Annotated in this window: 16 protein-coding genes and 1 pseudogene; 12 read left to right on the top strand and 5 right to left on the bottom strand. The window is 57.1% G+C overall.

What is annotated here, in order from left to right; genetic code table 11:
• Positions 1 to 44: 44 nt before the first annotated feature.
• The 4 genes from cydD (at position 45) to infA (ending at position 4785) form a co-directional block, all read left to right on the top strand.
• On the top strand, positions 45 to 1811 hold the full coding sequence (gene cydD / locus KTH07_RS05050; RefSeq protein ID WP_017693705.1) for a cysteine/glutathione ABC transporter permease/ATP-binding protein CydD: 1767 nt from the start codon (positions 45 to 47) through the stop codon (positions 1809 to 1811).
• Positions 1811 to 3532, top strand: coding sequence for a cysteine/glutathione ABC transporter ATP-binding protein/permease CydC (cydC, locus tag KTH07_RS05045; RefSeq protein ID WP_023303386.1), 1722 nt, complete (start codon positions 1811 to 1813; stop codon positions 3530 to 3532). Before cydD ends, cydC begins: the two co-directional genes overlap by 1 nt.
• Before the next feature lie 45 nt (positions 3533 to 3577).
• Positions 3578 to 4282: a leucyl/phenylalanyl-tRNA--protein transferase gene (aat, locus tag KTH07_RS05040; protein WP_023303385.1), complete on the top strand. Its 705-nt coding sequence runs from the start codon at positions 3578 to 3580 to the stop codon at positions 4280 to 4282.
• A 284-nt stretch (positions 4283 to 4566) separates the two neighbouring features.
• The gene (infA, locus tag KTH07_RS05035; protein ID WP_002211347.1) at positions 4567 to 4785 is read left to right on the top strand and encodes a translation initiation factor IF-1; all 219 of its coding nucleotides are present in this window, start codon (positions 4567 to 4569) and stop codon (positions 4783 to 4785) included.
• 204 nt (positions 4786 to 4989) lie between these two features.
• Here the strand turns inward: infA and clpA are convergent, their stop codons facing one another.
• Together clpA and clpS are read right to left on the bottom strand one after the other, a co-directional pair.
• Entirely contained in the window at positions 4990 to 7269 is a 2280-nt protein-coding gene (gene clpA, locus KTH07_RS05030) for an ATP-dependent Clp protease ATP-binding subunit ClpA (RefSeq protein ID WP_032619985.1), read from the bottom strand.
• 27 nt (positions 7270 to 7296) lie between these two features.
• Entirely contained in the window at positions 7297 to 7617 is a 321-nt protein-coding gene (gene clpS, locus KTH07_RS05025) for an ATP-dependent Clp protease adapter ClpS (RefSeq protein ID WP_006174393.1), read from the bottom strand.
• A 267-nt stretch (positions 7618 to 7884) separates the two neighbouring features.
• Here clpS and cspD point away from each other — a divergent pair, with 267 nt between their 5' ends.
• Entirely contained in the window at positions 7885 to 8106 is a 222-nt protein-coding gene (gene cspD / locus KTH07_RS05020) for a cold shock-like protein CspD (protein ID WP_006809408.1), read from the top strand.
• Positions 8107 to 8176: 70 nt separating this feature from the next.
• Here the strand turns inward: cspD and macB are convergent, their stop codons facing one another.
• Complete coding sequence (gene macB / locus KTH07_RS05015) at positions 8177 to 10117, bottom strand: macrolide ABC transporter ATP-binding protein/permease MacB (RefSeq protein ID WP_015570984.1); 1941 nt, start codon at positions 10115 to 10117, stop codon at positions 8177 to 8179.
• Positions 10114 to 11229, bottom strand: coding sequence for a macrolide transporter subunit MacA (macA, locus tag KTH07_RS05010; RefSeq protein ID WP_032619987.1), 1116 nt, complete (start codon positions 11227 to 11229; stop codon positions 10114 to 10116). The genes macB and macA overlap by 4 nt, the downstream gene beginning before the upstream one ends.
• Positions 11230 to 11388: 159 nt before the next feature.
• Between macA and KTH07_RS05005 the strand changes: the two genes are divergently transcribed.
• The gene (locus tag KTH07_RS05005; protein ID WP_017693707.1) at positions 11389 to 12345 is read left to right on the top strand and encodes a VirK/YbjX family protein; all 957 of its coding nucleotides are present in this window, start codon (positions 11389 to 11391) and stop codon (positions 12343 to 12345) included.
• Here the strand turns inward: KTH07_RS05005 and KTH07_RS05000 are convergent.
• A pseudogene (locus KTH07_RS05000) lies at positions 12342 to 14000 on the bottom strand (ATP-dependent endonuclease). The gene KTH07_RS05005 and the pseudogene KTH07_RS05000 sit on opposite strands and share 4 nt — an antisense overlap.
• Positions 14001 to 14290: 290 nt before the next feature.
• Here KTH07_RS05000 and aqpZ point away from each other — a divergent pair.
• The 6 genes from aqpZ to poxB all read left to right on the top strand — a co-directional run bounded on the left by aqpZ (position 14291) and on the right by poxB (position 21433).
• The gene (gene aqpZ, locus KTH07_RS04995) at positions 14291 to 14986 is read left to right on the top strand and encodes an aquaporin Z (protein WP_026080729.1); all 696 of its coding nucleotides are present in this window, start codon (positions 14291 to 14293) and stop codon (positions 14984 to 14986) included.
• Between the two features lie 176 nt (positions 14987 to 15162).
• Positions 15163 to 16062 carry a lysine exporter LysO family protein gene (locus tag KTH07_RS04990; protein ID WP_015570988.1) on the top strand — a complete coding sequence of 300 codons (900 nt, stop codon included), beginning with the start codon at positions 15163 to 15165 and terminating at the stop codon, positions 16060 to 16062.
• 144 nt (positions 16063 to 16206) lie between these two features.
• On the top strand, positions 16207 to 17859 hold the full coding sequence (gene hcp, locus KTH07_RS04985; protein ID WP_017384847.1) for a hydroxylamine reductase: 1653 nt from the start codon (positions 16207 to 16209) through the stop codon (positions 17857 to 17859).
• 10 nt (positions 17860 to 17869) lie between these two features.
• Entirely contained in the window at positions 17870 to 18838 is a 969-nt protein-coding gene (gene hcr / locus KTH07_RS04980) for an NADH oxidoreductase (protein ID WP_023303384.1), read from the top strand.
• A gap of 348 nt (positions 18839 to 19186) precedes the next feature.
• A complete protein-coding gene (locus KTH07_RS04975; RefSeq protein ID WP_154294646.1) occupies positions 19187 to 19324 on the top strand; it encodes a hypothetical protein in 138 nt (45 codons plus the stop codon).
• Positions 19325 to 19714: 390 nt separating this feature from the next.
• Positions 19715 to 21433: a ubiquinone-dependent pyruvate dehydrogenase gene (gene poxB / locus KTH07_RS04970; protein WP_017693711.1), complete on the top strand. Its 1719-nt coding sequence runs from the start codon at positions 19715 to 19717 to the stop codon at positions 21431 to 21433.
• Positions 21434 to 21440 lie beyond the last annotated feature (7 nt).

The raw sequence follows: 21440 nt of genomic DNA, 5'->3' as shown, positions 1-21440 counted from the left end.
ATGCAGAGGTCTAATTTCTTATAACGTCACCTGCAAAGTACGCAATGGAAAAAACCCGTCAACAAGAGTTAACCCGCTGGCTGAAACAGCAAAGCGTTCTGTCCCGCCGCTGGCTTATGATTTCCCGCGTTTTGGGATTCATCAGCGGTCTGTTGATTGTTGCCCAGGCATGGCTGCTGGCCCGCATTCTCAACCATATGATCATGGAGAACATCCCGCGCGAAGCGCTGCTGTTGCCGTTTATCGTTCTGGTGCTGGTTTTCGTTCTGCGTGCGTGGGTGGTCTGGCTGCGCGAGCGGGTTGGGTTCCACGCCGGGCAGCACATCCGCTATGAGATTCGCCGCAAGGTACTCGATCGGCTTTCGGAAGCCGGACCTGCGTGGATCCAGGGTAAGCCAGCCGGCAGCTGGGCGACGCTGATCCTTGAGCAAATCGACGATATGCACGATTACTACGCGCGTTATCTTCCCCAGATGGCGCTGGCGGTGTTTGTGCCCCTGATGATTGTTATCGCCATCTTCCCTGTTAACTGGGTGGCGGCGTTGATCCTGCTAGGCACCGCCCCGCTCATCCCGCTGTTTATGGCGATGGTCGGCATGGGCGCGGCAGATGCTAACCGTCGTAACTTCCTGGCGCTGGGTCGGTTGAGCGGTCATTTCCTGGACCGTCTGCGCGGAATGGAAACCCTGCGGATCTTCGGTCGTGGTGAAGCGGAAACCGAAAACATTCGCCTGGCGTCGCAGGATTTCCGTCAGCGCACCATGGAAGTGTTGCGCATGGCCTTTCTCTCTTCTGGCGTGCTCGAATTTTTCACCTCCCTGTCGATTGCGCTGGTGGCGGTTTACTTTGGCTTCTCCTACCTCGGCGCGCTGGACTTTGGCCACTACGGTACGGCGGTCACGCTTTCCGCCGGGTTCCTGGCGCTGATCCTGGCCCCGGAATTTTTCCAGCCGCTTCGCGATCTCGGCACCTTTTACCATGCCAAAGCGCAGGCGGTGGGTGCTGCCGACAGCCTGAAAACCTTCATGGAAACGCCGCTGGCGAATCCGGAGCGTGGTGAGGTAACGCTGAATACGAACGATCCGGTGACCATTGAAGCACAGGATTTTTCTGTTCTGTCGCCTGAAGGCAAAGTGCTGGCCGGTCCGCTGAACTTTACCCTGCCTGCCGGGCAACGTGTGGTGCTGGTGGGTACCAGCGGCTCAGGTAAAAGCTCATTGTTGAATGCGCTGTCAGGTTTTATGGCGTACACCGGATCGCTGCGTATCAATAAAACGGAGCTGCGCGAGCTCGATCCTGATGCCTGGCGTAAACAGCTGAGTTGGGTGGGGCAAAACCCTCAGCTGCCAGCTCCGACGCTGCGCGAGAATGTGCTGCTGGCACGCCCGAATGCGCATGAAGATGAGCTGCAATCGGTCCTCGACCGCGCCTGGGTCAGCGAGTTTCTGCCGCTGCTTGCGCAGGGTGTCGATACCGTCATTGGCGATCAGTCTGCCGGGCTGTCAGTTGGCCAGGCACAGCGCGTCGCGGTTGCCCGTGCGCTGCTGAATCCCTCTTCTCTAATGCTGCTGGACGAACCCGCCGCCAGCCTGGACGCTCACAGCGAGCAGCGCGTGATGGATGCGCTTAACGCAGCCTCACGCCAGCAAACCACCCTGATGGTGACTCACCAGCTGGAAGGTATTGCCGACTGGGATCAGATCTGGGTGATGGAAAACGGACACATTGTTGAACAAGGCGATTACGCCGCGCTTGTTGCCGCGCAGGGGCCGTTTGCGACCCTGCTGGCGAACCGTCAGGAGGATATCTGATGCGCGCCCTGCTTCCGTATCTTGCACTGTATAAACGCCACAAATGGATGCTGACGCTCGGGATCGTGCTGGCGATCGTTACTCTGCTGGCCAGCATCGGTCTGCTTACGCTTTCCGGCTGGTTCCTCTCCGCGTCTGCGGCCGCAGGCTTTGCCGGGCTGTACAGCTTTAACTACATGCTGCCTGCCGCCGGGGTGCGCGGCACGGCGATTACGCGAACTGCCGGACGCTACTTCGAACGTCTGGTCAGCCACGACGCGACCTTCCGCGTGCTGCAACACCTGCGTATTTACACCTTCAGCAAACTGCTGCCCCTCTCCCCTGCCGGGCTGGCACGTTTTCGACAGGGCGAATTACTCAACCGCGTGGTCGCAGATGTGGATACGCTGGATCACCTCTATCTGCGCGTCATTTCACCTATGGTGGGCGCGTTTGTAGTGATTGTCGTGGTCACGCTGGGGTTGAGTTTCCTGGATGTTCCCATCGCACTGACGCTCGGCGGCATCATGCTGATGACGCTGATTATTCTGCCGCCCCTGTTTTATCGTGCAGGTAAAACCACCGGGGAAAACCTGACGCGCCTGCGAGGGGAATATCGCCAGCAGCTCACCGCCTGGTTGCAGGGACAGGCCGAGCTCACCCTTTTTGGTGCCAGCAAACGGTACCGCGCCCGCATGGAAAATACGGAGCTGAACTGGCATGAAGCCCAGCGGCGCCAGTCTGAACTGACCGCGTTCTCCCAGGCGCTGATGATGTTAATTGGTGGGATTGCCGTTATCGCCATGCTCTGGATGGCCTCCGGTGGCGTGGGCGGTAACGCGCAGCCTGGCCCGCTGATTGCGCTGTTTGTTTTCTGTGCCCTGGCAGCCTTTGAAGCCTTAGCCCCGGTCACGGGCGCCTTTCAGCATCTCGGCCAGGTGATTGCCTCTGCGCTGCGCATTACGGATATTGCCGAGCAGGAGCCGGAAGTGAAGTTCAGCGCGGGTCAAACCGCTGTGCCAGAGCAGGTCGCGCTGACGCTCAGCAATGTCACTTTCGCCTACGACAAGCAGGCGCAAAACGCGCTGGAAGACATCACCCTTTCTGTTGATGCCGGGCAGCGCATTGCGATCCTTGGCCGTACGGGATGTGGGAAATCGACACTTCTGCAACTTCTCACGCGCGCGTGGGACCCACAGCAGGGCGAGATTCTGTTTAACGACGTTCCGCTGTCTGGTTTTAGCGAAGCGGCCTTGCGTAAAACGGTCAGCGTCGTGCCCCAGCGGGTGCATCTGTTCAGCGCTACGCTGCGCGATAATCTTCTTCTGGCGGCACCAGACGCCTCCGACGATACGCTGCGGGCAATGCTGGAGCAGGTTGGGCTGCACAAGCTGCTTGAAGACGACGGGTTGAACAGCTGGCTGGGTGAAGGGGGTCGACAGCTTTCCGGCGGCGAACTGCGTCGTCTGGCCATTGCGCGTGCGCTGCTGCACGATGCGCCGCTGATGCTGCTGGATGAACCGACAGAAGGACTGGATGCCACGACAGAGAGCCAAATCCTTGATTTACTGGCGAATGTGATGAAAGGTAAAACCGTGCTGATGGTCACGCACCGTCTGCGCGGGCTGGTGAATTTCGATCAGATAATTGTGATGGACAACGGACACATAATTGAGCAAGGTAGTCAAGCAGAGCTGCTGGCAAAACAAGGTCGCTACTACCAGTTTAAACAGCGCCTGTAGACTATATTTGTAGCGTCCTCTCTCGCGTACTGGAGTTCTGTTGTCATGCGCCTGGTGCAGCTTTCTCGCCATAATATTGCGTTCCCTTCTCCGGAGGGGGCGCTGCGTGAACCTAACGGCTTGCTGGCTCTGGGCGGCGATCTCAGCCCGGCACGGCTCTTAATGGCTTACCAGCGCGGCATCTTTCCGTGGTTTTCTCCTGGCGACCCGATCTTATGGTGGTCTCCTGACCCGCGAGCCGTACTGTGGCCTGGGCAGTTTCACCTGAGCCGCAGCATGAAGCGTTTTCATACAAAATCACCCTTTCGCGTCACGCTTAATCACGCCTTCGGCCAGGTTATCGAAGGCTGCGCTGAAGATCGTCTAGAAGGCACCTGGATAACCCGCGATATCATTATCGCCTATCACCAGCTTCATGAGCTGGGTTACGCGCATTCGATCGAAGTGTGGAGCGGCGACGACCTCGTCGGGGGCATGTACGGCGTGGCGCAGGGTACGCTGTTCTGCGGCGAGTCGATGTTCTCCCGCGCCACGAATGCGTCGAAAACCGCGCTGCTGGTTTTTAGCCAGGAATTTGCCCGACGTGGAGGACAGTTAATGGATTGTCAGGTGCTGAATGAGCATACCGCCTCGCTCGGCGCCGTTGAAATCTCCCGCCGACACTATATCGAACACCTGGAACAGTGCCGAAAGGAGACCCTACCACGCGATTTTTGGGTTCCCAGAACGCTCTTTATACCCAATGCCTAAATGTTTTCCGCATATTTTTTATGAGGGTGTTATAATTACGCCGCAGAGTAGCTTCTGCCTGTTGCCCCGCCGCCGTTTGGGACCCTCGCTTCAGATAACGTCCTTACGTTTATCCTGTCGTCTCCCCTTTACGAATGCGCTTTCCGTTCGGTTGTACCGTGACGCTTGGGCAATACGCTGAGACTGTTTTGCTGCGTTTTAAACGCGCAATTCTTTACTTAATTGAGGAATTTCGGCATTATCTTGCCGGTTCAAAACTTGGTAGTGATACCCCAGAGGATTAGATGGCCAAAGAAGACAATATTGAAATGCAGGGTACCGTACTTGATACGTTGCCTAATACCATGTTTCGCGTAGAACTGGAAAACGGTCACGTGGTAACTGCGCACATCTCCGGTAAAATGCGCAAAAACTATATCCGCATTTTGACGGGCGACAAAGTGACTGTTGAACTGACCCCGTACGACCTGAGCAAAGGCCGCATTGTCTTCCGTAGTCGCTAATTGTTTTCGCCTGTAATGGCAGATGAATATTTAAAAGGTCGGGACAATCCCGGCCTTTTTTATTTATGGCTTTAGTGTGGCTGTTCAGGAAGAGGTATTTTTGTGCGGTCTGATGCCCTCACCCTGACCCTCTCCCACAGGGAGAAGGAGAAAAGCGGACACAAAAAAGCCGGGTTAAAAACCCGGCTTTTACACTAAAGAAAATCAGTGAGCCGCTTCCGGCTTGTGCTTCGCCGCACTCTGGAAATCGTACGTCAGTTCGTTCTTCGCCTGATCCAGCCCCACCGTTACCTGGCCGCCGTCCACCAGCGAGCCAAACAGCAGCTCGTTTGCCAGCGGTTTCTTCAGGTTGTCCTGAATCACGCGCGCCATCGGACGGGCGCCCATCGCACGGTCGTAGCCTTTCTCAGCCAGCCAGTTGCGGGCCTCCTGGCTCACTTCCAGCGACACGCCTTTCTGATCCAGCTGAACCTGCAACTCGACGATGAACTTGTCCACCACCTGATGAATCACCTCGGTAGACAGATGATCGAACCAGATAATGTTGTCCAGACGGTTACGGAACTCCGGCGTGAAGATCTTCTTGATCTCTTCCATCGCATCGGTGCTGTTATCCTGGTGGATCAGGCCGATGGATTTACGCTCGGTTTCCCGCACGCCCGCGTTGGTGGTCATCACCAGCACCACGTTGCGGAAATCGGCCTTGCGCCCGTTGTTATCGGTCAGCGTCCCGTTGTCCATCACCTGCAACAGGATATTGAACACGTCCGGGTGCGCTTTCTCGATTTCATCGAGCAGCAGTACCGCGTGCGGATGCTTGATAACCGCGTCCGTAAGCAGGCCGCCCTGGTCAAAGCCCACGTATCCCGGAGGCGCACCAATCAAACGGCTGACGGTATGACGCTCCATATACTCGGACATATCAAAGCGCAGCAGCTCAATGCCCAGCGCTTTGGAAAGCTGAACCGTCACCTCGGTTTTACCCACCCCGGTCGGGCCGGCGAACAGGAAGGAACCGACCGGCTTGTGGTCATGCCCCAGGCCAGCACGGGCCATCTTGATCGCTTCGGTTAAAGCCTCAATGGCTTTATCCTGACCAAAGACCAGCATTTTCAGGCGATTGCCGAGGGTCCGCAGCGTATCACGGTCGCTCTGAGAAACGCTCTTCTCAGGAATACGCGCGATGCGGGCCACCACGGACTCGATATCCGCCACATTCACGGTTTTCTTACGCTTGCTGGCTGGCATCAGGCGCGCACGCGCCCCCGCCTCATCAATCACGTCGATCGCTTTATCCGGCAGATGACGATCGTTGATGTATTTCACCGCCAGCTCCACCGCCGCACGTACCGCTTTCGCGGTGTAACGCACGTCGTGGTGCGCTTCGTACTTGGTTTTCAGGCCATTGATGATCTGCACCGTTTCGTCAACCGACGGCTCGGTAACGTCGATTTTCTGGAAACGACGCGCCAGCGCACGATCCTTCTCAAAGATGTTGCTGAACTCCTGGTACGTCGTGGAGCCCATCACGCGGATCTTGCCGCTGGAGAGCAGCGGTTTGATCAGGTTAGCGGCATCCACCTGGCCACCGGAGGCCGCACCTGCGCCGATGATGGTGTGGATCTCATCGATAAACAGGATGCTGTTGGTGTCCTGCTCCAGCTGTTTTAACAGCGCTTTGAAACGTTTTTCGAAATCACCGCGGTATTTGGTGCCCGCCAGCAGCGAGCCAATATCCAGCGAGTAGATGGTGCAGTCGGCAATCACTTCCGGCACGTCGCCCTGCACAATGCGCCAGGCCAGCCCTTCGGCAATCGCGGTTTTACCCACGCCAGATTCCCCCACCAGCAGCGGGTTGTTCTTACGGCGGCGGCACAGCACCTGGATGGCACGCTCCAGCTCTTTGTCGCGACCAATCAGCGGGTCGATACCGCCAACGCGAGCAAGCTGGTTAAGGTTGGTGGTGAAGTTTTCCATACGATCCTCCCCGCCTGCTTGCTCTTCATTGCTGTTGATCTGTCCGCTGGGATCCGATGCCTGGTTAGGCTCGTCTTTTCGCGTTCCGTGAGAGATGAAGTTGACCACGTCGAGCCGGCTGACTTCGTGTTTACGCAGCAGGTAGGCCGCCTGGGACTCCTGCTCGCTGAAGATGGCGACCAGGACATTGGCGCCAGTCACTTCGCTATGTCCGGAAGACTGGACGTGGAAAACCGCGCGCTGCAACACGCGCTGGAAGCTGAGCGTCGGCTGCGTGTCGCGCTCTTCTTCACTGGCTGGCAGCACCGGTGTAGTTTGTTCGATGAAGGCTTCGAGTTCCTGACGTAGCGCCACCAGATCCACGGAGCAGGCTTCCAGCGCTTCGCGGGCAGATGGGTTGCTAAGCAGTGCGAGCAGCAGGTGCTCGACGGTCATAAACTCATGTCGGTGCTCACGCGCTCTGGCGAAAGCCATGTTTAAACTGAGTTCCAGTTCTTGATTGAGCATAGGCACCTCCCCCAATTTTATGCCTTATCAGGCCTTTTCCAGCGTACACAGCAACGGATGCTCGTTCTCCCTTGCATAGTCGTTCACCATCGCTACTTTGGTTTCCGCAACCTCGGCAGTAAAGATGCCGCAGATCGCTTTGCCACGATAATGAACGGTAAGCATCAGTTGCGTTGCACGTTCAACATCATAAGAAAAGAACTTTTGTAGCACGTCAATAACAAATTCCATCGGCGTGTAATCATCGTTCATTAACATAACTTTATACATAGATGGCGGTTTTAGCGCGTCGCGCACTTTATCTTCCGCCAGCTGGTCAAAATCCAGCCAATCGTTGGTCTTACCCATTATGCATAACCACTTTGAATCTACCTCAGATGTTAGATAACAATCATCTATTACTGTCATCCGCGATGTCTGTCACAAACTGTTGCAATAGCGTTAACTGCCTCAAATTTTGGTTGATTATTGTCCCAACTCCAGCGCCAAACGCTTGACGGCTTCTTCCGTTTCTCTAAATTGTACAAGCGTGAGTTGGCGAGGTTTTGAACAGCCCCCACTCCACCACCGGTTCATTCCATCTTAATTTATAAGATTTACGAAGGATGTCGAAGCATGGAAATGGGTACTGTTAAGTGGTTCAACAACGCCAAGGGGTTTGGCTTCATTTGCCCCGAAGGCGGCGGCGAGGATATCTTCGCTCACTATTCCACCATTCAGATGGATGGTTACAGGACGCTCAAAGCCGGGCAGTCCGTCCGGTTCGATGTACACCAGGGGCCAAAAGGCAATCACGCCAGTCTTATCGTGCCCGTTGAAGCAGAAACGGTTGCATAGCTCTCTGATTCATTGTGTACACCCCGCAGGCAAAATGCCAGCCCGATCGGCTGGCATTTTTATTTTCGGGTTATTCCCGCGCCAGCGCATCCACCGGATCCAGCCGCGCCGCGTTTCGTGCCGGCAGCCAGCCAAACAAAATGCCGGTAAAGGTGGAGCACAAAAACGCGGTGAGGATCGCCATCGGTGAGAAGCCAATCTCCCACCCCGGTAAAAAGAGCTGGAGCGCGAAGGCGATCATCATCGAGAGCGCAATCCCCATCGCGCCTCCCACCAGACACACCAGCACCGCTTCAATCAAAAATTGCTGGAGCACATCGCTGGCTCTGGCCCCGACCGCCATGCGAATGCCGATCTCCCGCGTACGTTCGGTCACCGACACCAGCATAATGTTCATCACCCCTATCCCGCCGACGACCAGCGAAATCACCGCCACCAGCGTCAGGAACAGCTGAAGAGTACGTGTGGTCTTTTCGGCCGTTTTCAAGAGGCCGTCCATGTTCCAGGTGAAGAAATCCTTTTTCCCGTGGCGCAACGTTAACAGCCGCTCGAGCTGCTGTTCCGCCAGCGCGCTGTCGTAGCCCTCTTTCACTCGCACGGTAATGGAGTTGAGCCAGGACTGTCCCATAATGCGCCCGGAAATGGTGCTGTACGGCAGCCAGACGCGCAGGATCTTGCTGCTGCCAAACATGGACTGTTTCTCTTCCGCCACACCAATCACCGTGGCGGGCATGTTACCCACCAGGATCACTTCCCCCACCACACGGGTTTTATTGGGGAAAAGCTGTCTGCGCGAGTTAGCGTCTAACACCACCACCTGCGCCCTGCCCGCCAGCTGTTCCGCGTTGAAGGTCGCCCCTTCGCTGAAGGTCATGCCGTAGACGTTGAAGTAATCTCCGCTGACGCCGTTAGCGCTGGCCGCCACGTCGATGTTGCCGTAGCGCAGACGCAGGTTTTGCGACACGGCAGGCGTGGCGGAGTTCACCCACGGCTGCTTCTGAATAGCCGCCAGATCGTCGTATTTCAGCGCCTGCTGATACTGCGGCTCGTCGTCGCCAAAATCTTTGCCGGGGTAAACGTCGATGGTGTTAGTCCCGATGGCGCGAATATCCGCCAGCACCAGCTGTTTCGCCGCATCGCCCACCACCACAATCGACACCACCGAGGCAATACCGATAATGATGCCGAGCATGGTCAGCAGGGTGCGCATTTTGTTGGCCGCCATCGCCAGCCAGGCCATGGTCAGCGCTTCACGAAAGCCGCTGGAGAACTGTCCCCAGCCGGTGGACGCAGGTAAGGCTTCTTTCGGCGCCGCCGCTCTGGACTGACGTGGCGGCGGGTTGCTGACCAGCTCGCCGTCGTGGATCTCAATGATGCGTTCCGCCTGCGCTGCCACCTGCGGATCGTGGGTGACAATAATCACCGTATGCCCCTGATCGCGCAGCTGATGCAGGATCGCCATCACCTCTTCACCGGAATGGCTGTCGAGCGCACCGGTTGGCTCATCAGCGAGGATCACCTGTCCGCCGTTCATCAGCGCGCGGGCAATACTCACGCGCTGCTGCTGACCGCCTGAAAGCTGCGAAGGCTGATAATCAACACGCTCCGCCAGCCCAAGACGCGTTAACAGCGCCTTCGCGCGTTCAAGGCGTTTTTTGCGCTCGACGCCCGCATACACCGCTGGCACCTCCACGTTCTGCGCCGCGCTCAGGTGTGAAAGCAGATGGTAACGCTGAAAAATAAAGCCAAAATGCTCGCGACGCAGCTTCGCCAGCGCGTCGCCGTCCAGGGTGGAAACATCCGTCCCGGCCACGCGATAGGTGCCGCTGGTGGGCTTATCCAGACAGCCAAGAATGTTCATCAGCGTTGATTTACCCGAGCCCGACGCCCCGACAATCGCCACCATCTCACCGGCTTCAACGCGCAGGGAGATGCCCTTCAGCACCTCCACCGGCCCGTCGCCGGACGGATAGCTGCGACGAATGTCATTCAGCTCAAGCAGCGCCGTCATTGCGCGGCTCCGGGCAGGGTTTCGCTGGTGACCACTTCCTCACCCTCTTCCAGCCCTTTTACCACCACCACATCGGTGTCGTTACGTGCGCCAATCACCACTTCCCGCTCGCGGCTTTCGCCGTTGCGCAGCACTTTCACCTTGTAGCGATTGTCCCCGGCGGATTCACCCAGCGCGGAGAGCGGAACCGTCAGCACGTTTTTCACGCCGGTCAGCTGGATATGCACCTGGGCGGTCATGTCCAGACGCAGCACGCCCTGCGGGTTTGGCACCTCAAAACGCGCATAGTAGAAGATAGCGTCGTTGACCTTCTCCGGCGTCGGCAGGATATCTTTCAGCACCCCTTCATAGCGGGTTTGCGGATCGCCCAGCACCGTAAACCAGGCTTTCTGCCCCGGCTTAAGGTGAATGACGTCCGCTTCGGATACCTGGGCTTTCACCAGCATGGTGCTCATATCCGCCAGGGTCAGGATGTTCGGCGCCTGCTGCGCGGCGATGACCGTCTGGCCTTGCAGGGTGGTTATCTGCGTCACTTCCCCGGCCATTGGCGCAACGATTTGCGTGTAATCGAGGTTGGTTTTCGCCGTATCCAGCGAGGCCTGATTCCGTTTGATTTGCGCATCGATGGTGCCAATCTGCGCCTGCTTCACCGCCAGCTCCGTGGCGGCTGTGTCCAGATCCTGTTTCGAGATAGCCTGCGTTTTCGCCAGCGCCTGCTGGCGCGTCAGGGTGACCTGAGCGAGATTACGCTCCGCCTGAGCCTGCGCGCGCTGCGCGCGCAGCTCCATCAGCGTCGCTTCCACTTCGCGGATTTGGTTTTGCGCCTGCTCAGGATCGATCACGCCCAGCAGCTGGCCTTTTTTAACCTTATCGCCAATCTCAACTGACAGGGTTTTAAGCTGACCGCTGACCTGCGCGCCCACGTCAACCTTACGCAGGGCATCCAGTTTCCCCGTCGCCAGCACGTTTTGTTGCAGCTCGCCCGGACGAACAATCAGCGTTTGATACTGTGGTACCGGCGCGTTCAGTACATTCCATAACCAGAATCCGCCCGCTAACACCACTACCGCCAGCAGCAGAAACAGCTTTCTGCGTTTTCCCTTCAGGTTCATAAATATTCCAAATAATTGTTCTGGCTATCATCACCGTTGATTTTATCTAAACCACTCCTCAACGAAACCCCCGATCCCCGTAATCGTCGGGAATTGTTTACCCGATGTTGATAAAGCGCCTGCTGAAATAGCGATATTCCACCAGAAGCAGGATCTAACATGTCTTCCATCGTCGATACACCTTATTCAACGCTGCCCCAGCCTAAATCGGGCTGGCAACTGTTTAAAAGCCTGGCATCGGGTTCCCTCACGCCGGGGCTGGCGTGGCAAAATCCGGCCTATCGACGTAAGTTTATGTTGCGCTCGCTGGCAACGCCGTTCACCACTGCGCGCCTGCTTGGAAACCTTGCAAAACAGCCCCGTCTGATGCAGATCCTGCGCGTGCAGCCCGGCCTGCCGTGCCGCCTGCACCGGCCGTGGCTGACCGTCAATATGGGCCGCCAGACTACGCTGGACGCACTGAACGATCACTATGAGATGATGAGCCGCCATCTTCCGGCGTCGCTGCTGAACGGCTACCTCTCCAGCCAGGGCATCACGCTGGTGACGTTAACGGGCAAAGAGGAGCAGCAGTTTAGCGTTCGCCTGAGCGCGGATGCGTTTCTGGACAAAGAAGGGGAAGCGACCCTCACTTTTTGCGACCACCAGAACACGGTGCTGGCCGAGCTGACCTTTACGCTGTGCACATACCAGGGCAAGCCAACGCTCTTCATCGGCGGAATGCAGGGGGCGAAAGCGCATGTCCCGCACGAGCACATTCAGCTGGCGACCAAAGCCTGTCACGGACTGTTCCCAAAACGTCTGCTGGTTGAAGCGGTCATGACGCTGGCAGGCGCCTTCCCGGTCGAGCAGATCCTCGCGGTGAGTAACGCCACCCACATCTACCGCAGCTGGCGCTATCGCAAGAAAAAAGAGGGAAAATTGCTGGCTGACTATGACAGCTTCTGGCGCTCCCTTGGCGGACAGCAGCAGGATAACGGCAACTTTGCCCTGCCACTGACCATGCCACGCAAACCGATGGAAGAGATTGCGAGTAAAAAACGGTCCGAATACCGCCGCCGCTATGCCCTGCTTGATAGCCTGATCCAACAGGTTTCGCAGGCGACTGCCCGTTAATCGGCCCTCCCGCGAGCCAGCCAGAGGACGCGGGAGAACATTTTACGCAGCAGCGTGGGCACCGACTCCACGCCTCGCCTGCCCGCTTCCGTCGCAACTTCAATGGCCAAATCCGGTTTTGACGACCGATGGATAGCTTTGGCAATCACCCGGCGCATATTCATGGGCACATCTACCGGGATCATCGCCACGCGGTGAAAGACGTCGTCAAATCCCTGGCGGTACATAAAGTGCTCCATGTCCATCGCAGGCAGCGCGGTCAGATGTTCCCGCTCCTCTTCACGATCGTTATTGAGCAGGCTGCGCACGGTCGCCGCATATTTTTTACCTGCCTCATCGCCATCCACCAGTACGTGCCACTCTATCCCCATCCGGCGCGCAAATTTGATCAGCGGTTTTAAGCCAGACTGAGCAAATTCGATCACTTTGATCCCTTCGGCATCAAAGTGGTGTCCGCACTGGCGAGCCAGCTCGTTTATCACCCAGGTTTCCGTTTCCCCTTCCACCAGCAACCAGCAGCGGGCAAACAGGGAAGAGGCACGGTTAAAACGGATATGAAACGCAATTCGTCGGCCATCTTCGGCATTTAACCCGCCGGGCCCGAGCCGGTAGGCGGTGACCCGCGAGGATTCACGCACCAGGCGGCAGACATACTCCACCGGCGTCAGAGAGAGCAGCTCTCCGGAATTCGTGGTGGTGACTCGCTGCAACGGCAGCAAATTAAGAAGATGCCACGCCACGGAAAGCATAATCGGGTGCAGCCGCGTTTCCGGATCTTCCACCAGCAGCAGCGGGCGCGCGTCCCGATCCAGGCGCACCGTCCCTTTCGCCTGTAAAAGCGTGGAGAATAATCCCAGCAGGATCACCCGATGCGTGCGCCCGCCGGGGCGGTCGATCATGCGGTTGATAATATCGAGATAGCGCCAGCTTCGTTGTTCATCGTGCGAGCGGCGACGCATCAGACGGTGGCGCGCCTGCCCCGTTCCCTGCTCGGAGAAATAGTGCTCCAGCAGTTGCACCATGGCAGACAGTCCCTGACGGATCTGGCCGTCGGTGAGGTTCTGCGGCCGTGAGACCAGTTCACGGGCGAGGAAATCCAGTTCGCGGGCGGTCACCTCCACCTCGGGCATATTCGGCACGGTGCCGTTACGGATCCGCCGCATAAAGCGCGCGTCTCGTAAGCGCAGCACGGGGGAGAGGCGGATAAGATGGCGGGCAAGCTCGTCAATATTATCGAGCGGGATCGGATTTCCCTTCTCATCAAGAAATTCACGCAGGGTTAACACCCCGTCGTTTTGCGCCATTTCGCCCTCAAGGCGATAGAAAATACGCTGGAAACCATCTTCACAGGGCACCCAGCAGGGCGACATAGGGCGAAAACGACGCACGCGATGGCGACCGGGCTCGGATTCGCGGAAGGTCAGAATGATATGCAGGTGTTTCTCGCGTCCGTTGACATCCCCCGGCGGAAACCAGAAGTCATCATGAACGAAGTGGTACAAGTTCTCTTCGGGCGAAAGTAGCAGCGTCAGGGCATCCAGCAGGCTGGATTTACCCTAGGCATTTTCGCCTATCAGGACGTTGTTCTGTTCCAGTTGCAGCGACAGGCGGTTAATCCCGCGAAACCCGACAATCTCCACACGTTCGAGTAGCATACATCCCCCGCAATTCGGCCACTTTTTCCTTCAAGTTATCAGCAGTATAGCGGCAGGCTGTGGGTCACGACAGCAGAATATACGCCCCTTAATTATTGGGCTATGCTCTTATTACCTCCGATCTGAACAAGGATTGACATCACATTGCCTTAAATCAAATTTAGTGAATTTATTTGAGTGGCGAAGGGATGTTGATGGTTTCAAAATACTGGCTCTTTGAGTCGTCATCCCTTTATGGCGATATAACCCGCGCGCAGGAATGGGCGCGGACGTTTATTATTGAGGTGGTTATGTTCAGAAAATTAGCGGCAGAATGCTTTGGTACATTCTGGCTGGTGTTTGGTGGCTGCGGTAGCGCAGTACTGGCAGCCGCATTTCCGGAATTAGGTATTGGCTTTGTCGGCGTCGCGCTGGCATTCGGCTTAACTGTATTAACCATGGCATTCGCCGTGGGGCATATTTCCGGCGGTCATTTCAACCCGGCCGTCACATTAGGATTATGGGCGGGCGGACGTTTCCCGGCGAAAGATATTATTGGCTATATTATTGCCCAGGTTATTGGCGGTATTATTGCCGCGGCGGTGCTGTACGTAATTGCCAGCGGTAAAGCCGGATTTGACGCCGCGGCCAGCGGATTTGCGTCGAACGGCTTCGGCGAACACTCTCCAGGCGGCTACTCGATGCTGTCTGCCATCGTGATTGAAATTGTGCTCACCGCAGGCTTCCTGTTGGTGATCCACGGCGCAACGGACAAATACGCGCCTGCGGGCTTTGCCCCCATCGCTATTGGTCTGGCGTTGACGCTGATCCACCTCATCTCCATTCCGGTGACCAACACCTCCGTTAACCCGGCGCGCAGCACCGCGGTGGCTATTTTCCAGGGCGGCTGGGCGCTTGAACAGCTGTGGCTGTTCTGGGTGATGCCAATTATCGGCGGTATTCTGGGCGGCGTGCTGTATCGCACCCTGCTGGAAAAACGCGATTAATTAAGTGCGGTCTGTAATGTCGGGTAGCGCTAAAGCTTACCCGACCTACGTTAGTGTGCACTTTGTAGGCCGGGTAAGGCGCAGCCACCACCCGGCTTTTTTTGTAGCTTTACCTCACAGCCTTTATTGGGTAGTGTCTCTGGCGCTTAACTGATACTCAAAAGGACCGGCTGTTCATGTTCTCAGGACTCCTCATCATTCTTCTGCCCCTGATTGTGGGCTACCTTATTCCGCTGCGTCATGAATCGGCCTTAAAGCTTATTAATCGCTTTCTCAGCTGGATTGTTTACGTCATTCTGTTCTTTATGGGGATCAGCCTGGCCTTCCTGGATAATCTGGCGACGAACTTGCTTTCCATCCTGCATTATTCTGCGGTTACGGTAGTGGTTATTCTGCTGTGCAATATTGCTGCGCTGTTCTGGCTGGAACGCACTATTCCCTGGAAAAATCACCACCATCAGGAAAAGCTTCCCTCCCGTATTGCGATGGCGCTGGAATCATTAAAACTGTGCGGCGTGGTGGTACTCGGTTTTTTACTGGGTCTGACCGGCTGGGCATTTTTACAGCACGCAACGGAAGCCAGCGAATATACGCTTATTTTCCTGCTCTTCCTGATTGGTATTCAGCTGCGAAATAATGGCATGACGCTGAAACAGATTGTCCTTAACCGCCGGGGCATGATGGTTGCCGTTATCGTTGTGGCCAGCTCACTGGCGGGGGGAGTGATTAACGCCTTTATTCTCGATCTGCCGCTGAAAACCAGCCTGGCGATGGCGTCCGGTTTCGGCTGGTATTCGCTCTCCGGTATTCTGCTGACCGAATCGTTTGGTCCGGTGATCGGCAGCGCCGCCTTCTTTAACGATCTGGCGCGCGAGCTGATAGCCATCATGCTGATCCCCGGCCTGGTACGCCGCAGCCGCTCTACCGCGCTGGGCCTGTGCGGGGCCACCTCAATGGACTTTACCCTGCCGGTATTACAGCGCTCGGGAGGGCTGGAGATGGTTCCTGCCGCCATCGTACACGGTTTTATTCTGAGCCTGCTGGTACCCATTTTGATGGCGTTCTTCTCAGCCTGATACTGCTTTGGCGGTAGTGAACCTGCCGCCAAAATTGCGCTAAATCAATAACCCTCCACTTAGTATAAGAAAGCACTTTTCTCCGTTGTGGCACAGGCATAACCTTAAACATGTATCTCAAATATAACTTTAACAGGTGTGATTATGTTTTGTGTGCAATGTGAACAAACCATCCGTACCCCAGCAGGCAACGGCTGCTCTTACGCGCAGGGTATGTGCGGCAAAACCGCAGAAACGTCCGATCTCCAGGATCTGCTGATTGCGGCGCTGCAAGGCTTGTCCGCCTGGGCCTTCAAAGCCCGTGAATATGGCATTGTTGATCACTATGTCGACAGCTTTGCGCCGCGCGCATTTTTCTCCACGCTGACCAACGTTAACTTCGATTCTCCACGCATTGTGGGCTATGCCCGCGAAGCGATTGCCCTGCGTGAAGCCCTGAAAGCGCAGTGCCTGAATGCCGACGCCAGCGCCCGCGTGGACAACCCGATGGCGGAGCTACAGCTGGTGAGCGACGACCTGGGCGAGCTACAGCGTCAGGCCGCAGAATTTACTCCCAATAAAGACAAAGCGGCGATTGGCGAAAACATCCTCGGCCTGCGCCTGCTGTGCCTGTACGGTCTGAAAGGTGCTGCGGCCTATATGGAACACGCGCACGTACTCGGCCAGTACGACAACGCTATTTACGCCCAGTACCACAAAATCATGGCCTGGCTGGGCACCTGGCCTTCCGATATGAACGCCCTGCTGGAATGCTCGATGGAAATCGGCCAGATGAACTTCAAAGTGATGAGCATTCTGGATGCCGGTGAAACCAGCACCTACGGCCACCCAACGCCAACGCAGGTCAACGTCAAAGCGACCGAAGGCAAATGCATCCTGATCTCCGGTCATGACCTGAAAGATCTCTACAACCTGCTGAAGCAGACCGAAGGCACCGGCGTTAACGTTTATACCCACGGCGAAATGCTGCCCGCGCACGGCTACCCGGAGCTGCGTAAATTTAAGCATCTGATCGGTAACTACGGCAGCGGCTGGCAGAACCAGCAGGTGGAGTTTGCCCGCTTCCCTGGCCCAATCGTCATGACCTCTAACTGCATCATCGACCCGACCGTCGGCGCGTATGACGACCGTATCTGGACCCGCAGCATCGTCGGCTGGCCGGGCGTGAGCCACCTTGAAGGCGACGATTTCGGTCCGGTTATCGCTCAGGCGCAGCAGATGGCAGGCTTCCCGTACAGCGAAATTCCGCACCTCATCACCGTCGGTTTTGGTCGTGAAACCCTGCTGGGTGCGGCGGATTCCCTGATTGACCTCGTCAGCCGTGAAAAACTGCGTCACATCTTCCTGATCGGCGGCTGTGACGGCGCGCGCGGGGAACGTAACTACTTCACCGATTTCGCCACCCGCGTACCGGAAGACTGTCTGATCCTGACCCTGGCCTGCGGTAAGTACCGTTTCAACAAGCTGGACTTCGGCAACATCGAAGGTCTGCCGCGCCTGGTGGATGCGGGTCAGTGTAACGATGCGTATTCAGCCATCATTCTGGCGGTCACGCTGGCAGAGAAACTGGGCTGCGGCGTGAACGATCTGCCGCTGTCGCTGGTGCTCTCCTGGTTCGAGCAGAAAGCGATCGTTATCCTGTTGACCCTGCTCTCTCTCGGCGTGACCAACATCGTCACCGGGCCGACCGCGCCAGGCTTCCTGACGCCGGACCTGCTGGCCATCCTGAACGAGAAATTTGGTCTGCGTTCCGTGACCAACGTTGAAGATGATATGAAGCAACTGCTGAGCGCGTAAGGAGTAACTCATGACCATGCCAACCTCACAATGTCCGTGGCGGATGCAGGTTCATCACATCCATCAGGAGACGCCGGATGTGTGGACGCTGTCGCTGCTGTGCCATGACTATTATCCGTACCGCGCGGGCCAGTATGCGCTGGTGAGCGTGCGTAATTCGGCGGATACTCTGCGCGCCTACACGATCTCCTCCACGCCGGGCGTGAGCGAGTACATTACGCTCACCGTTCGTCGTATTGATGACGGCGCAGGATCCGAGTGGCTGACCCGGGACGTGAAGCGCGGGGATTACATCTGGCTGTCTGACGCGCAGGGCGAGTTTACCTGTGACGACAAGACGGAAGATAAATTCCTGCTGCTGGCGGCGGGTTGTGGCGTGACGCCGATTATGTCGATGCGTCGCTGGCTGGCGAAATACCGACCTCAGGCCGACGTGCAGGTGATTTTCAGCGTTCGTTCCCCGGAAGATGTGATTTTTGCCGAAGAATGGCGCAACTATCCGGTGACGCTGGTGGCCGAGCACAACGCGACGCACGGTTTTGTCGCGGGGCGCCTGAGCCGCGAGCTGCTGCAAAGCGTGCCGGATATTGCGAACCGCACCGTGATGACCTGCGGCCCGGCGCCGTACATGGAGATCGTGGAGAAAGAAGTGAAAGCGCTCGGCGTGACCCGCTTCTTCAAAGAGCAGTTCTTCACGCCTGTAGCGGAAGCGGCGACCAGCGGGATGAAGTTCACGAAGCTGCAACCGGCGCAGACCTTCTTTGGGCGGGTGGGCACCACGCTGCTTGAAGCGCTGGAAAGCAACAACGTACCGGTGGCGGCGGCCTGTCGCGCCGGGGTGTGCGGATGTTGCAAGACCAAAGTGGTTTCCGGTGAGTACACGGTCACCAGCACCATGACGCTGACCGACGCAGAAATCGCAGAGGGCTATGTGCTGGCATGTTCGTGCCATCCGCAGGGCGATCTTGTGCTCGCATAATCTGTCGCGGTTCACCTGTAGGCCCGGTAAGCATCAGCGCCACCGGGCTTTTTGCCCATGCAGGCCAGCGCATTTGCCTTTGGAACCCTGTAGGCCCGGTAAGCGTCAGCGCCTCCGGGCTTTTTGCCCATGCAGGCCAGCGCATATGCCTTTGTAACCCCTGTAGGCCCGGTAAGCGTCAGCGCCACCGGGCTTTTTGCCCATGCAGGCCAGCGCATTTGCCTTTGGAACCTCTGTAAGCCCGGCAAGCGTCAGCGCCACCGGGCTTTTTGCCCATGCAGGCCAGCGCATTTGCCTTTGGAACCTCTGTAGGCCCGGTAAGCGTCAGCGCCACCGGGCTTTTTGCCCATGCAGGCCAGCGCATTTGCCTTTGGAACCTCTGTAGGCCCGGTAAGCGTCAGCGCCACCGGGCTTTTTGCCGGGTGGCACTACGTTTACCCGGCCTACATTGTGCCTACGGCCTGTACGGCAGTGAACCGTGGCTAAAGGCATGAGCAAATCAGGCAAGATTTCTAAGCTGCCTGCCCGGCAGTGAACAAAACACGCTGGCGCGTGTCGGTGTCGCCGTATTTCTAAGCTGCCTGCCCGGCAGTGAACTGAAGCAATCTACATCTATCCCTTTGTCTGATAAACCAATACCTCAAAAACTCCCTCCAACCCCTTTTTTATTCCCCTTCAGCCTAACCATATAAAATCAACAACTTATGCACCATCAGGAAAAAAGGGTCTGCAAACCCGCTTCCTCCCGCCCCAACCTCAGCCCGCTGGCGGCGCGTCGCGCAGAAAAACCACCTGTACTTAAGGAATACTGAGCAGGCAATACAGCGACTTTCTTCTAAGCTTGTAAGCGATATCACAAAAAGGAGACGGACAACCATGAAACAAACTGTGGCTGCATACATAGCGAAAACCCTTGAGCAGGCTGGCGTAAAGCGTATCTGGGGCGTCACTGGCGATTCTCTGAACGGACTCAGCGATAGCCTTAACAAGATGAAAACTATTGAGTGGATGCCCACCCGCCATGAAGAAGTCGCCGCCTTTGCCGCCGGTGCCGAAGCGCAGCTTACGGGTGAACTCGCCGTCTGTGCAGGTTCCTGCGGACCGGGAAACCTGCACCTCATCAACGGTCTGTTCGACTGTCACCGCAACCATGTTCCGGTGCTGGCGATTGCGGCTCACATTCCGTCATCTGAAATCGGTAGCGGCTATTTTCAGGAGACGCATCCGCAGGAGCTGTTCCGTGAATGCAGCCACTATTGCGAGCTGGTCTCATCGCCGGAGCAGATCCCACAGGTGCTGGCGATAGCCATGCGTAAGGCGATCCTGAATCGCGGGGTTTCGGTGGTTGTGCTGCCGGGGGACGTGGCGCTGAAGGCCGCACCTGAAACCGCCACCACCCACTGGTACTCTGCGCCCCAGCCAACCATTACCCCTGCCGAAGAAGAGCTGAAAAAGCTGGCACAGCTGCTGCGATACTCCAGCAATATCGCCCTGATGTGCGGCAGCGGCTGCGCCGGCGCGCATAAAGAGCTGGTGGAATTTGCCGGTAAGCTGAAGGCGCCAGTTGTGCACGCCCTGCGCGGGAAAGAGCACGTTGAATACGATAACCCGTACGATGTCGGCATGACCGGGCTGATCGGTTTTTCCAGCGGCTTCCACACCATGATGAACGCCGACACGCTGATCCTGCTCGGCACCCAGTTCCCGTACCGCGCGTTCTACCCGACGGATGCCAAAATTATCCAGATCGACATTAATCCCGGCAGCATCGGCGCGCACAGCAAGGTGGATATGGCGCTTATCGGCGATATCAAATCCACCCTCGCCGCCCTGCTGCCGCTGCTGGAAGAAAAAACGGACCGCAAATTCCTCGATAAAGCCCTGAGCGATTATCGCGATGCGCGCAAGGGGCTGGACGATCTCGCCAAACCGAGCGAAAAAGCGATCCACCCGCAGTATCTGGCGCAGCAGATCAGCCACTTCGCCGACGACGATGCCATCTTCACCTGCGACGTAGGAACGCCCACCGTCTGGGCCGCGCGCTATCTGAAAATGAACGGCAAACGTCGCCTGCTTGGGTCGTTCAACCATGGCTCAATGGCCAACGCCATGCCGCAGGCGCTGGGTGCAAAGGCGACGGCACCGGAACGTCAGGTGGTGGCGATGTGCGGCGACGGCGGGTTCAGTATGCTGATGGGGGATTTCCTGTCGGTGGCGCAGATGAAGCTTCCGCTCAAAATCGTGGTCTTTAACAACAGCGTTCTGGGCTTCGTGGCGATGGAGATGAAGGCCGGAGGCTACCTCACGGACGGCACCGAACTGCACGACACCAACTTCGCCCGCATCGCCGAAGCCTGCGGTATCACCGGTATTAGGGTGGAGAAAGCCTCAGAGGTGGACGACGCCCTGCAACGCGCCTTCGCCATCGACGGCCCGGTGCTGGTGGATGTGGTGGTCGCCAAAGAAGAGCTGGCGATCCCGCCTCAAATCAAGCTGGAACAGGCCAAAGGTTTTAGCCTCTACATGCTGCGCGCCATCATCAGCGGGCGCGGTGACGAAGTGATCGAACTAGCAAAAACCAACTGGCTCAGGTAAAACATTT

This window comes from Enterobacter cloacae complex sp. ECL72 (genome assembly GCF_019056635.1).
Lineage (GTDB): Bacteria > Pseudomonadota > Gammaproteobacteria > Enterobacterales > Enterobacteriaceae > Enterobacter > Enterobacter hormaechei_C.
Note: the sequence above shows the minus strand (reverse complement) of the source record. Positions and strands in the feature narration are given on the sequence as shown.

Bases quoted from the DNA above. Each gene is read 5' to 3' on its own strand.
- cydD (WP_017693705.1), top strand. From the start codon at position 45: ATGGAAAAAACCCGTCAACAAGAGTTAACCCGCTGGCTGAAACAGCAA.
- cydC (WP_023303386.1), top strand. From the start codon at position 1,811: ATGCGCGCCCTGCTTCCGTATCTTGCACTGTATAAACGCCACAAATGG.
- aat (WP_023303385.1), top strand. From the start codon at position 3,578: ATGCGCCTGGTGCAGCTTTCTCGCCATAATATTGCGTTCCCTTCTCCG.
- infA (WP_002211347.1), top strand. From the start codon at position 4,567: ATGGCCAAAGAAGACAATATTGAAATGCAGGGTACCGTACTTGATACG.
- clpA (WP_032619985.1), bottom strand. From the start codon at position 7,269: ATGCTCAATCAAGAACTGGAACTCAGTTTAAACATGGCTTTCGCCAGA.
- clpS (WP_006174393.1), bottom strand. From the start codon at position 7,617: ATGGGTAAGACCAACGATTGGCTGGATTTTGACCAGCTGGCGGAAGAT.
- cspD (WP_006809408.1), top strand. From the start codon at position 7,885: ATGGAAATGGGTACTGTTAAGTGGTTCAACAACGCCAAGGGGTTTGGC.
- macB (WP_015570984.1), bottom strand. From the start codon at position 10,117: ATGACGGCGCTGCTTGAGCTGAATGACATTCGTCGCAGCTATCCGTCC.
- macA (WP_032619987.1), bottom strand. From the start codon at position 11,229: ATGAACCTGAAGGGAAAACGCAGAAAGCTGTTTCTGCTGCTGGCGGTA.
- KTH07_RS05005 (WP_017693707.1), top strand. From the start codon at position 11,389: ATGTCTTCCATCGTCGATACACCTTATTCAACGCTGCCCCAGCCTAAA.
- aqpZ (WP_026080729.1), top strand. From the start codon at position 14,291: ATGTTCAGAAAATTAGCGGCAGAATGCTTTGGTACATTCTGGCTGGTG.
- KTH07_RS04990 (WP_015570988.1), top strand. From the start codon at position 15,163: ATGTTCTCAGGACTCCTCATCATTCTTCTGCCCCTGATTGTGGGCTAC.
- hcp (WP_017384847.1), top strand. From the start codon at position 16,207: ATGTTTTGTGTGCAATGTGAACAAACCATCCGTACCCCAGCAGGCAAC.
- hcr (WP_023303384.1), top strand. From the start codon at position 17,870: ATGACCATGCCAACCTCACAATGTCCGTGGCGGATGCAGGTTCATCAC.
- KTH07_RS04975 (WP_154294646.1), top strand. From the start codon at position 19,187: ATGCAGGCCAGCGCATTTGCCTTTGGAACCTCTGTAGGCCCGGTAAGC.
- poxB (WP_017693711.1), top strand. From the start codon at position 19,715: ATGAAACAAACTGTGGCTGCATACATAGCGAAAACCCTTGAGCAGGCT.